Origin of the sequence: Enterobacter asburiae (assembly GCF_008080435.1) — a bacterium.
In the GTDB taxonomy this organism is placed as follows: Bacteria; Pseudomonadota; Gammaproteobacteria; order Enterobacterales; family Enterobacteriaceae; genus Enterobacter; species Enterobacter asburiae_C.
In genome coordinates, this window is sequence record NZ_VRKN01000006.1 from 287,347 (window position 1) to 298,371 (window position 11,025).

Sequence of the window (11,025 nt, forward strand, 5' to 3'; positions counted from 1 at the left end):
GTGAGCGGGAAACTTATTTCACCGCTTCCGGCAGCGTCACAATCCAGAGCTCGCTGTCCGACTCCGGTTTCTTCAGCGGCTTCACGCTGAGGGTGGTTTCAACCGGTTTATCATCCAGCGTCAGCGTGCCTTCCGCGTTCACTCGATAATCCTTGAGCTTCTTGCCCTCGACCGGGTTTTGCATCGCCACCTTCACGCCAAAGTCGTTATCATTCGCCACCGCAAGCCGTTTGCTGTCGATCAGCGCCAGCCCTTCGGCCTTCTCCTGCTGCCAGCCGAGCGCGCGCAAATCGACAACCTGCGTTTTCTCCGCAAGGGTTATGCCGCGCTGCGCCAGGGTTTTCTCATCATCAAACTCCGGGTACTCGCCCGGCTTGTCAAAGGCGGAAAGGTCGCTCGCCTTACTGAGATCTACCTTGTAAATCAGGTTACGCATGCCGTCGTTTTTATCGCTTCCCTGCTCAATCAGCAGGATGTGCTGGTCATCAAGCGCCACAATGTCGCCGATTTTGGCGTCGCTGTTTTTACTGTAGGCCGCGCTGTCGATAGGGTAACCGTACATCGCGGTTTTCCCTGTCGCCGGGTCGAAGCTCACCAGACGCGTAAACAGCGCCTGCTTTTTGCTCTTACCGTCGATGTCCAGCGTGCTTTGCACGGCGGCGATAATCCGCCCGTCCGGCATCCGGGTCAGGCCTTCAAAGCCCCGATTCGCCTGGCGCCATTTGATAATGTTTGGCAGACCGCCCGCGATGGATTTCTCCCCTTCCGCCGCCTGCGGCCCGTGGATCGCCAAAATCTTCCCTTTGCTGTCGACGTTAATCAGAAACGGGCCATACTCGTCGCACAGCCAGTAGCCACCTTTGCCGTCCGGCGTGATGCCTTCCGTGTCCAGCCCGCGGTTGTCCCCCTTCAGAATCTTGAGGGTATCGCTGAACGCCACTTCATTGGTGGAGCCAATCACACCGCTTTGCAGCGGCAGACCGTTGATCTCGCCTTTGTCGTCATGCAGCGGGCGAGCATCCGTTGCCTCTGCTTTGCCGTTCTGAACGCGGATGGTCATCAGCAGCGGCGCGAAATCCGGCGTGACAAATATTTTGGCTTCGTTTTTACCCATTTTTGGCGCATCAGCGTTTGGACCGCGATCGGTCACGGTCGCAAAGGTCAGGGCGTCGCCCTGCTTGCCCGTAAACAGCAGACCCGAACCAATTCCCACGGGCAGTCCGTTCGGAAACGCGCTGGCAAACGCGCCGTTGTAGCTCACGTGGGAGCCTTCAGGGAAGCTGACGACATAGCGCTCAGCAGTGGGCTGCGCCGCCAGGCCAGAGAAAGAGAGCGCACAACCGATAAGCACAGGAATAATTTTTCTTTTCATATTGTTAGCATCCAGTTAGTGAAGCCAACAACGTAAAGAATAAACGTGTCAGAAAAATGACATGAAAAGGAAAGCGGCCTGCGCGATTGAACGTATATTCATCACTCGAAATGTAAGGCTTTGTTGTTTTGTGTGACACATGAAACATTTTTGGAAATTATTAGAAACCCAATTAATTCATCTCAAATCACTATCCCCGCCTCGTTCAGTTTATGTTTAGTCAAAAAAGTAAATGGTTCCTAAACGCCAAAACATCCCCCGTTGACACTCCGGCAATCAAACATCAACGCAACAATATCAACAAAAAAATTAACATTATCAGTATAAAGCTGCGATTTACATCACATTTGCAGTCATAAACATCGCTTGTTAAGGTGCGCCCAGATAAATTTAATGACGAGGCATAAAACATGAAAAAACTGAATATCCTTCTTCTTTCTGCTCTGGCTGCCGTATCGGGTTCCGCACTGGCGATGGGTGGCACTGTTGAGCAGGGTAAAAACTTTACCAACCTTAATCTGGAAATGGGGAAATCCTCATCCGGTGTTTATCTCGAAAGTAACTGGCTCAAAAACACCGACGACGGTACCCAGACCGGCGGCGTGGGCGCAGGCTACAACCTGGAAGTGGGCCCGGTGATGCTGAATGCGGGCGCGAAGGCGATTTACCTCGGCCCGAAAAAAGGCGATAACGGCGTGGCGTTCCCGGTTGGCGGTGGTGTAAACGTTGCATTGACCGACAGCATCCACGTGTACGGTGAAGGCTATGTGGCACCAGAAGGCCTGAACAACAGCGTGAAAAACTATGTGGAAGCCAACGGTGGCGTCAGCTGGACGCCGATTACGCCAGTGACCCTGAAAGTGGGTTACCGTCATGTGAGCGTGGATGGCAAAGACGGCCGTCCTGGCCACACGCTGATTGACGGCGCCTATGTGGGCGGTGGCGTGAGCTTCTAAGGTTCCAATACTGACCAAAAAAACCTGCCAGATGGCAGGTTTTTTTATGACGGCAATTACTTACGCACCACCACCAGCTTCTGGTTCACAAACTCTTTGATCCCCAGATCCGACAGCTCGCGTCCGTAGCCGGAGCGCTTCACACCGCCGAACGGCAGCTCTGGCGCGGTATCGGTGAGCCAGTTGATATACACCATCCCGGTCTCAATCCGTGACGCCATTTTCTTCGCGCGCTCGATATCCTGACTAAATACCGCCCCGCCCAGGCCGTAGTGGGAATCGTTCGCCAGGGCGACCGCCTCGTCGTCGTTTTTCACCACATACATCTGCGCCACCGGGCCGAAGAACTCCTCGAAGTACGCCGGGTTGTTGCGCGAGATATTCGTCAGGATCGTCGGTTCGAAGAAGCTCCCGTCGCGCTGCACCGGCTTGCCGCCATAGTGCAGCGTCGCACCGTTTTTCACCGCCTCGTTAACCTGTTTGGTCAGCGTTTCCAGGGCATCTTTAGACGACAGCGGTCCCAGCGTGGTGCTTTCGTCCAGCGGATCGCCAATCTTCACCTGCTTAAACGCTTCGGTGAATTTGGTCAGGAAGGCATCAGCAATCTTTTCATGCAGGATGAAGCGCTTCGCCGCGGTACAGACCTGCCCGGCGTTGTTGAGTCGCGCATTGACACCTATCTTCACGGCTTTATCCAGATTGGCATCGTCCAGCACCACAAATACGTCATTGCCGCCGAGTTCAAGCGTCGATTTCTTGATATGCTTCGCTGCCTGCGCCGCTACCACGCTGCCCGCTTTTTCGGAGCCGGTTAATGCGGCACCCTGCACGCGATCGTCGGCAATGATGTTTGCCACCTGATCGGACGAGATAAACAGGTTAGTCCACGCCCCTTCCGGCGCGCCCGCCTCGCGCACCAGATGCGCAAAGATCTCCGCACAGTGCGGTACGATGCTGGCATGTTTGGCGATAACCGGGTTACCCGCCGCCAGGTTTGGCGCGAGTACACGCATCAGCTGGTAATACGGGAAGTTCCACGGCTCGACGGCCATCAGGACGCCGATGGGGTGATGCTCCACCCAGGCTTCCCCTAGTTCAGACTGATACTTCACAGGCGCCAGGAACTGCTTCGCGTTATCGGCGTAATAGCGGGCGATTTGCGCGCACAGTTTCACCTCGCCGCGGCTCTGTTCGATGAGCTTCCCCATCTCCTGACTGGCGATTTTAGCCAGATCCTCCACGCGATCGTCGATCAGGTCGGCAAGCTTATGCAACACCGGCAGGCGCTGGTTGATGTCGCCTTTCGCCCAGTCCGAATGATAAAGCGCATCGGCCGCCTTCAGCGCCGCTTCGATATCCGCGTCGGTATGTGAGGGGTATTCTTTGATGAGCTGGTTAGTGGCAGGATTTACTGTCTGATAAGCCATGTCGAATCTCCTTGTTTTACCGCTTAGGGTATTAAGGGTAGTCAACATGACTGGCTGTGGACGTAAAGTTGGGTATATCCGGAAGGTTCTTAATGAAGGGCTGCCAGACGGTTCGCTGACGTGGTATAAAAAACCTTCAGAAGGAGCGCCCATGACCGATACCCGACACGTCCGACAGACGTTTCACCGCGCCTCAGGCCTTGAGCTGCGCAGCACCTGGCAGAGTACGCAGGCGTACAAACGCCATAGTCACCCTCAGCTCTCCATCGGCGCGATTGTGGAGGGCCAGACCTGCTGCGTGTGTCATGACAGAGAGTACATCCTTAACCCCGGGAACCTCATTGTCATCCCGGCCTATGCGCCGCACAGCTGCAACCCCGTGGCCGGGCAGCCCCGCAGCTACCATATGCTCTATCTCGACACCGAGCTTCCTCTGGCGCTCCAGGTGATTCGTAATCCTGACCTGTTTGCCCATTACCTGGAGGTTGTCGGGGCGATGTCTCCAGCGTCCCTGGACACGCTGCTTTCTGCCCTTCCCCGCGGTGCGGATAACGCAGACGCGCTTCGCTCAACCAGCCGACAGGTTCAGCAGGCATTTCTTGCCGATCTCACCTGCCCGCCTTCCCTCGACGAACTTGCCCAACGATTCTCGCTGCGCAAGGAGACGTTGATTCGCACCTTCAGGCAGGACACCGGCCTGACGCCGGGCAGCTTTCTCAACATCTCCCGCGTGGAGTACGCCAAGGCGCGGCTGCGTGCCGGGGATGATATTGCCGACGTCGGCTACCAGAGCGGCTTTGCCGACCAGAGCCATTTTCATAAGACCTTCGTCAACTATACCGCCGCCACGCCGCGCCAGTACGCCACGGGCCGATCAATATCAGACAATAAATAGGTTCTTCAGCGCCGTACTCTGACCTCAGATTGTTAACCGAGGTCGCTATGGAACTGTTATTCCCTTCCGCTTTTCTCGCCCTGGCGCTGGCGCACTTTGTTGCCCTGCTAAGCCCGGGCCCGGATTTCTTCCTGCTGGTGGGCTACGCCGCGCGCTATCGGCTGCGCGGCAGCGCTGGACTGTGCCTCGGCATCGCCGCGGGTAACGCGCTTTATATTCTTCTGGTGATTATCGGCTGGAGCGCGCTGCGCCAGTTTACGTGGCTATTTACGCTTATCGAGCTTTGCGGGGCGCTGTACCTGCTGTGGATCGGCTCGCATCTGGTGCGCAGCCGACCTCAGACGCTGGCGCTGAATGAAACCCACCAGCACTTCCCTTCGCTGCGTAAGCAGACCCTGCTGGGGCTCGGTTCGGCGCTGCTTAATCCGAAGAACGCGCTGTTCTATCTGGCGCTGATGACGGCGTTACTGGGGCCGGACGTCACGCTGCTTCAACAGGCGACCTGCGGCGTCTGGATGGTGATGGTGGTGCTGGTGTGGGATTTAGCGTTGGTGTCGCTGATGGGGTTGCCCGTGGTTCAACAGAAGCTCAGCCGTTCGCTGTGGTGGATTGAGCGCACGGCGGGGGTGGTGTTGATGGGGTTTGGAGGATGGGTGCTGTGGCGGTTGATATGAAAGAATTTTACCGGGCTGCTTTCAGGTTCCTAACCGATAATCCCAGTCATCCGAATGAATAACGTTACCGTCACGGTAATGCCAGGTGATCTTTTCATAACGAAGCAGAACAAGCTCAAGATGTCCCTGTTTTTCATGATAAGTCTCTTTAACGTCATGCATTAATGAAAACAACGTGACGACCTTCACCGCTTCCAGCGTGATCGTGAAATAAATGTCTTCCTGCCCGGCATCATTGATTCTGTACAGGTCGATAGTCGCTTTCCTGAGCGTACCTCCCGTGCTCAGCGCTTTATAGAGAAAAACGCTGGAGGCATCAATTTCCTTTTCAATGAGAAAGGGGCGATGCTGGCGTTTGCTCAGCGCTCTGCCATTGTGCAGGTCTGAGTTATAACTCACATTATGATAGAGTCCCAAAACCTCAATCTGGTTTTCACGATCTTTTACCTCCACGCTGCCTTTAATGATATTACCCGCATCGTCAGTTAATGACATATATCCCGGAATGGCCATTTAAATATCCTTATCGAATGGAACAGAGTATTCAACGGTCGCGATCATAACGGCGAGGCATCTTTTACCCTTCGGGCTATTAACCTTAAACATCTCCCTGATGGAATCTACATAAAGCTTATTACTCTCTGCCTCTGTCTCAGGGAAATTGGCAAAAGCGCAGACTTGTTCAATAGTGAGCAACGGTTTATCGTCTTTTAAGATTGCTAAGACACCCTCAGGGTTATGCGGGATGGCTTCAGAAAGCGCCGCTTTTAAATCTTCAGCCGTACTGGCGTCCACTCCGGGTTCAAGGGCACTCGCCACGGCTAACCATGCTTGTGTTCCGCTCCTAATCTTCGGGATGATATGGTTCCACCATTCCGACTCACCGTTATCATTTGAATCCATTTCTCCAACAACAGTGCTGGCACCTTTGTCGTTTATCATTTGCAATATCTGTTCAGGAGTGTGATTTTTGGCAAATAAACTCACCGGTAAGCACAAGAAGAATAGCGCAATAATATATTTCATTATCGCACCACCAGAATTGTGTCACCCGAATCATAAATCATATGGCGCTTGTCCTGACCATTCATAATGATGCAACCAGCTGATGCTGATCCTGGCGGTTGCCCCTTTTTGTCCCCATGAATTTGAAAATGATCTCTACCAAAGGTATTGGTCCCCGCTATAGGCTCAAGAATAATGGCCTCTGCACTTTTATGATTATTCCATCCGGCAATAAAATAAACACCTCTGGGAATGGGTCCTCTGTTTCGTTGACTTTCACACTCAGGCTTATCTTTCGATTCACCAGCACCGCTGTAGCAGTTAGCGACAAACTCGCCGTTATGGCTCAATATTCCTGTCGATAATTTATATTCCCATGTCATTAATAGCACCTCCTTTTACGAATAGTCCTTTATCTTATGACTAACAAGAAAATTTAAATTACCACGATGGTCACAAAACCTTACCATCGAGAATAGATAAGCACAAAAAATATAGAGGAATTAATAATGGATAACTTTGAAGCATATATTTTTTAATATAATAGCTGTTTGTTCGCTCAGAGAATGCGTCTCCCTCCTCTTACACGAGTTTTGCACTTTTGGTGCACTTCCCTCTATCCTTACCCCATGGAAAAAATAGCTGAACTCAAACGCGCTAAGCTTCTTGCGCTGTCGCTGCTGCTGGTTGCCGCCGCGGCGTTTATCACCACCCTGTTTCTGCCGCAGACCTTCTGGGTGCGTGGCGTAAAGGCCATTGCCGAGGCGGCAATGGTCGGCGCGCTGGCAGACTGGTTTGCCGTGGTTGCGCTGTTTCGCCGGGTGCCGATTCCGTTCATTTCGCGTCATACGGCGATTATCCCGCGCAATAAAGACCGGATTGGCGATAATCTCGGCCAGTTTGTGCAGGAGAAGTTTCTGGATACCCAGTCGCTGGTGGCGTTGATTCGCCGCTATGAACCTGCCCAGATGATCGGGGCCTGGTTCAGCAAGCCCGACAACGCCCAGCGCGTCGGGCTGCATCTGATGCAAGTGATGAGCGGTTTTCTCGAACTCACCGACGACGGACGCATTCAGCGTCTTCTCAAACGGGCGGTGCATAAGGCCATCGACAAGGTCGATTTCACTGAAACCAGCGCCGTGATGCTGGAGAGCATGACCAAAAACAACCGTCATCAGGTGCTGCTGGATACGATCATCAACCGCCTGATTACATTGATTCAGCGGGAAAGCACGCGGGAGTTTATCTCTGACCAGATCGTGCACTGGCTGAAGACCGAACACCCGCGCAAGGCGATGGTGCTGCCCACCGAGTGGCTGGGCGATCAAAGCGCGGAGATGGTGTCGAACGCGGTGAACGCGCTGCTGGACGATATCAGCCACGACCGCACGCATCAGATCCGCCAGGCGTTCGACCGCGCCACGCTGAAGCTTATCGACAACCTGAAAAACGATCCGGAAATGGCGGCAAAAGCCGACAACATCAAGCACTACCTGAAAAACGATGAGGCGTTTAACCGCTATCTGGGAGAGATGTGGGCTGACCTGCGCCAGTGGCTGAAAGCGGATATGCAAAGTGAAGATTCGCGCGTGAAGCAGCGCATCGCCAACGCCGGGCTGTGGTTTGGCGAAACGCTGTCTAATGACGCCAGCCTGCGGGCGTCGCTGAACGAGCATCTGGAGCAGGCCGCACACCGCCTCGCACCGGATTTCGCGGCGTTTCTGACCCGCCACATCAGCGACACGGTCAAAAGCTGGGACGCCGAAGACATGTCCCACCAGATTGAGATTAACATCGGTAAAGATCTGCAGTTCATCCGCGTCAACGGCACGCTGGTAGGCGGGACGATTGGCCTGATCCTGTTTTTACTGTCGCAATTACCTGCCGTGCTTGGGCATTAATCCACGACAGGCGGCGCGATCACGTAGCGCGTCGCCTCGAAGCGGTTCAGGATCAGGTGCACCAGAAAGACCATCGTCAGCGTTGTTACCAGCGAAAAGGTGACGGAGGTGATGCGATAGAGATCGCTGAACACCAAGTCAGTGTCCGGGTGCATGTTCTGCCCGAACATAATGCCGATGGTGGTAATACTGGAAAACCCCACGCCTGCCCCCACCTTCTCCATCACATGGAGTCGCGCACCAAACGCCAGCCCGAGGCCAATCAGGGGCATCATCAATAGCATATGGCTGCTGTGATCGTAGAGGATCAACTGCACCACCAGAATGTAGAGACAGCCCAGCACCACCCCGACCACGCGCCAGATAGAGCTCATCACCGAACCGCGATAGTGCATCGGGAACAGGATCAAAATCCCCGCCATCAGCGCCGAAAGCGAATCGCTTAAGTCGCTAATCTGAAACACCACGAATATCAGCGTCGCGACGGTGCCGGAGAGCAGCGACTCGTGGCGCACGCGGGCATCGTCTTTCTCAATCAGCGGCGGCGGCTTACGGGGCTCCACGTCCGGCAGGAGATAGTTCATCAGCGCGCTCAGGCACACCGCCATGACGCTCGCTTCGATGTTGGAAAACAGCAGCGTGTGCCAGTTGGTAGTGGGGTAGCTCATAAAGTTGAGCATCACGCTCTGGCACACCACGCCCATTGAGCCGAACAGGAACAGCGGCCCCTTGCTCATAAAACGAAAGCGCATCACGTACAGGGCAAACACCACCAGCGTCATGATGACCGGCCATTGCGACAGATAGCCGATGATGAAGATCATTTCAACGCAGTTTAACGCGGCGCTGAAGATAAACTGCTTTGCCACGTGGCGATTAAACACAGGCACCAGCGACAACAGCATGATCGGGTAGACCACGAAAAACACGCCGTAGCTGGTGTTGTAAAAGCTGGAGATGCTCAGCGCAATCATCCCGGCAAAGACGATGCGCAGGGTCTGGCGAAAGTCGTTTGCCGTGTAGACGATGTTGCCGTGCGGGGTAAAAACCCGCGCCAGGGTACTAATAGACATAATGCAGCAGGCTTACCAGATGGATCTGCATCCCGGAGAAGAAGCGCGCAAACGGCCCTTCGCTGTTGTAGAGCTGCACGGTAGCGCGTGCGCCGGTCGGCAGATGCTTCGGCAATTCTTCGTCCAGCGCGACGTGAATACGCATGCGTTGGGCATCGCGCACCCAGCGGTTGGAGGTTTCCGGTTCGGACAGTTGACCGTTCACGGCCTCCTGACCCGCCAGTATCCCCGCATCGCTGCTGGTCACGTGGGCGCGGAAAACGTGCCCCGGAAAGGCGTCAAACACCACGGCGGCATCGGTGCCCTGATGAGTATGACGCAGGCTTTTTTCACGAAAATCGGCCACGATATCGGTCTGATTGTTCACCAGCGCCAGCGCGGCTGAACCCGAGGAGGCGTAAAAGCCCGGGCTTAACTGCAGGTTACTGACCGTACCGTCCGCCTGGGCGTAGACCTTCGTCCAGCCGAGGTTCAGCTCCGCGTCATCAAGCGCGTTGCGGTATTTTTGCAGCGTCACGTTGCGGTGTTCGTCCCGCTCGCCGCGCTGAATACGCAGGTTATGGATATTGGCCTGGATGGAGCTGACGGACTGCTCGCTGCTCTGCCAGGTGGTGCGGACCTTATCCAGATCCGCCTGCGAGACGTTCTGCAGGGTGCTCAGCTTCTGGTAGCGATCGAAGGTCACTTTATCGTTACGCGCGGTCAGCACGGCGGTTTTCAGGCTGGCCTGCGCGGCGGCGATCTGCGCATCCAGCTGTTCGTTGGAAAGGCGTGCCTGCTCAAGCGCGATTTGCGCCGCTTCCACTTTATTGCGAAACGGCGTGTCGTCGAGCTCAAACAGCAGCTCGCCTCTCTTCACCTGGCTGTTGTTGTGGACGTGTACCGCCGCTACATAACCGGAGACGCGCGGAGAAACCGGCGTCACCACGCGCATCACGGTGGAGTCCGGCGTCAGCGGGATCCAGATATCCGCGACGATAAAGTAGACAAACATCAGCAGGAAAGAGGCAATACTCACCCTTACCCAGCGGGCAAACTTTTGTTCAGGGGTCATTATTTTTCGGTCTTGTTATCTTCTTCGCGGATTGTCCGCAAATTGCAGGCGATTTGATTCAACATGGCGCTGAAAATGTCGAGTTGTTCCGGCGCGATGTTTTGCGATACGCGCGCCTGATAGGTCTCAATCACCTGAGTGAGCCTTTTTAATATGGCTTTTCCCTCAGGCGTCAGCGTCAGAAGCCGGATGCGCTTGTCGTAAGGCGATACGGTACGCAGCAGGTATCCCTGCTTTTCCAGCTGTGTCAGGGTGCGCATCAGCGGCGGCAGTTCAATGCCCTGCACCTCTGCCAGCTCACTCATGGAGACGTTATCCCCGAGCTGATGAAGCTGCATCATCACCGTCCAGCTCGACTGGGTTAAACCGGTATCGAGAATGGCATCGTCAATGACAGCACGCCACTGGCGCACGATCATCGCCATCCGCATACCCATCGGCCTGCGGCTGAACAGTTCTTCTTCACTCATGGGGAGTCCTCTCGTATTACGCCCTCACGATAATAGTTATCAGGGTAAGTATCAAGAAACGAGAATCAAAAGCGCAGGAATTGCGAAACGATGTTCTCCCTCTCCCCGCGGGCTGAGGGTTCCCCACAAAATAATGCCTGCACGGACAACCCCCTCTCCCTTGAGGGAGAGGGCTGGGGTGAGGGGGAACATACGGCT

12 protein-coding genes are annotated in these 11,025 nt (G+C 54.8%); 4 read left to right on the forward strand and 8 right to left on the reverse strand.

Translation table 11 applies throughout. The features are described 5' to 3' along the window. Positions 1-13 precede the first annotated feature (13 nt). Positions 14-1,372, reverse strand: coding sequence for an esterase-like activity of phytase family protein (locus FU672_RS14415; RefSeq protein ID WP_148243726.1), 1,359 nt, complete (start codon positions 1,370-1,372; stop codon positions 14-16). 410 nt (positions 1,373-1,782) lie between these two features. On the opposite strand from FU672_RS14415, the gene FU672_RS14420 reads away from it, so the two are divergent. Further along, on the forward strand, positions 1,783-2,328 hold the full coding sequence (locus FU672_RS14420; RefSeq protein ID WP_148243727.1) for a YfaZ family outer membrane protein: 546 nt from the start codon (positions 1,783-1,785) through the stop codon (positions 2,326-2,328). Between the two features lie 56 nt (positions 2,329-2,384). Here the strand turns inward: FU672_RS14420 and FU672_RS14425 are convergent, their stop codons facing one another. Further along, positions 2,385-3,755, reverse strand: a complete 1,371-nt coding sequence (locus FU672_RS14425) for an NAD-dependent succinate-semialdehyde dehydrogenase (protein ID WP_148243728.1) — start codon at positions 3,753-3,755, stop codon at positions 2,385-2,387. Between the two features lie 151 nt (positions 3,756-3,906). Here FU672_RS14425 and FU672_RS14430 point away from each other — a divergent pair, with 151 nt between their 5' ends. Together FU672_RS14430 and FU672_RS14435 are read left to right on the forward strand one after the other, a co-directional pair. Continuing rightward, positions 3,907-4,650, forward strand: coding sequence for a helix-turn-helix transcriptional regulator (locus tag FU672_RS14430; protein WP_148243729.1), 744 nt, complete (start codon positions 3,907-3,909; stop codon positions 4,648-4,650). 47 nt (positions 4,651-4,697) lie between these two features. Beyond that, positions 4,698-5,324 carry a LysE family translocator gene (locus FU672_RS14435; RefSeq protein ID WP_148243730.1) on the forward strand — a complete coding sequence of 209 codons (627 nt, stop codon included), beginning with the start codon at positions 4,698-4,700 and terminating at the stop codon, positions 5,322-5,324. Between the two features lie 21 nt (positions 5,325-5,345). Here FU672_RS14435 and tssD read toward each other — a convergent pair whose 3' ends face one another. Genes tssD through FU672_RS14450 form a run of 3 tightly spaced genes read right to left on the reverse strand, consistent with a single transcriptional unit; the run spans position 5,346 to position 6,712 of the window. Beyond that, positions 5,346-5,837, reverse strand: a complete 492-nt coding sequence (gene tssD, locus FU672_RS14440) for a type VI secretion system tube protein TssD (RefSeq protein ID WP_148243731.1) — start codon at positions 5,835-5,837, stop codon at positions 5,346-5,348. Continuing rightward, positions 5,838-6,350, reverse strand: coding sequence for a hypothetical protein (locus FU672_RS14445; RefSeq protein WP_148243732.1), 513 nt, complete (start codon positions 6,348-6,350; stop codon positions 5,838-5,840). After that, positions 6,350-6,712, reverse strand: coding sequence for a tlde1 domain-containing protein (locus FU672_RS14450; protein WP_148243733.1), 363 nt, complete (start codon positions 6,710-6,712; stop codon positions 6,350-6,352). Before FU672_RS14450 ends, FU672_RS14445 begins: the two co-directional genes overlap by 1 nt. Before the next feature lie 246 nt (positions 6,713-6,958). Here FU672_RS14450 and FU672_RS14455 point away from each other — a divergent pair, with 246 nt between their 5' ends. Further along, on the forward strand, positions 6,959-8,230 hold the full coding sequence (locus FU672_RS14455; RefSeq protein ID WP_148243734.1) for a DUF445 domain-containing protein: 1,272 nt from the start codon (positions 6,959-6,961) through the stop codon (positions 8,228-8,230). Here the strand turns inward: FU672_RS14455 and FU672_RS14460 are convergent. From FU672_RS14460 to FU672_RS14470, 3 genes are read right to left on the reverse strand one after another with little or no spacing between them, the layout of a single operon-like run. Further along, positions 8,227-9,303 (reverse strand): DUF2955 domain-containing protein, encoded by a 1,077-nt coding sequence (locus tag FU672_RS14460; RefSeq protein WP_148243735.1) that lies wholly within the window; start codon positions 9,301-9,303, stop codon positions 8,227-8,229. The genes FU672_RS14455 and FU672_RS14460 overlap by 4 nt on opposite strands. Then, positions 9,293-10,360 carry an HlyD family secretion protein gene (locus tag FU672_RS14465; RefSeq protein ID WP_148243736.1) on the reverse strand — a complete coding sequence of 356 codons (1,068 nt, stop codon included), beginning with the start codon at positions 10,358-10,360 and terminating at the stop codon, positions 9,293-9,295. The genes FU672_RS14460 and FU672_RS14465 overlap by 11 nt, the downstream gene beginning before the upstream one ends. Next, complete coding sequence (locus tag FU672_RS14470; RefSeq protein WP_148243737.1) at positions 10,357-10,827, reverse strand: MarR family winged helix-turn-helix transcriptional regulator; 471 nt, start codon at positions 10,825-10,827, stop codon at positions 10,357-10,359. Before FU672_RS14470 ends, FU672_RS14465 begins: the two co-directional genes overlap by 4 nt. Between the last annotated feature and the right edge of the window lie 198 nt (positions 10,828-11,025).

Excerpts from the sequence above, each read along its gene's own strand:
- tssD (WP_148243731.1), bottom strand. The coding sequence starts at position 5,837 with ATGGCCATTCCGGGATATATGTCATTAACTGACGATGCGGGTAATATC.
- FU672_RS14415 (WP_148243726.1), bottom strand. The coding sequence starts at position 1,372 with ATGAAAAGAAAAATTATTCCTGTGCTTATCGGTTGTGCGCTCTCTTTC.
- FU672_RS14450 (WP_148243733.1), bottom strand. The coding sequence starts at position 6,712 with ATGACATGGGAATATAAATTATCGACAGGAATATTGAGCCATAACGGC.
- FU672_RS14445 (WP_148243732.1), bottom strand. The coding sequence starts at position 6,350 with ATGAAATATATTATTGCGCTATTCTTCTTGTGCTTACCGGTGAGTTTA.
- FU672_RS14430 (WP_148243729.1), top strand. The coding sequence starts at position 3,907 with ATGACCGATACCCGACACGTCCGACAGACGTTTCACCGCGCCTCAGGC.
- FU672_RS14435 (WP_148243730.1), top strand. The coding sequence starts at position 4,698 with ATGGAACTGTTATTCCCTTCCGCTTTTCTCGCCCTGGCGCTGGCGCAC.
- FU672_RS14425 (WP_148243728.1), bottom strand. The coding sequence starts at position 3,755 with ATGGCTTATCAGACAGTAAATCCTGCCACTAACCAGCTCATCAAAGAA.
- FU672_RS14420 (WP_148243727.1), top strand. The coding sequence starts at position 1,783 with ATGAAAAAACTGAATATCCTTCTTCTTTCTGCTCTGGCTGCCGTATCG.
- FU672_RS14455 (WP_148243734.1), top strand. The coding sequence starts at position 6,959 with ATGGAAAAAATAGCTGAACTCAAACGCGCTAAGCTTCTTGCGCTGTCG.
- FU672_RS14470 (WP_148243737.1), bottom strand. The coding sequence starts at position 10,827 with ATGAGTGAAGAAGAACTGTTCAGCCGCAGGCCGATGGGTATGCGGATG.
- FU672_RS14460 (WP_148243735.1), bottom strand. The coding sequence starts at position 9,303 with ATGTCTATTAGTACCCTGGCGCGGGTTTTTACCCCGCACGGCAACATC.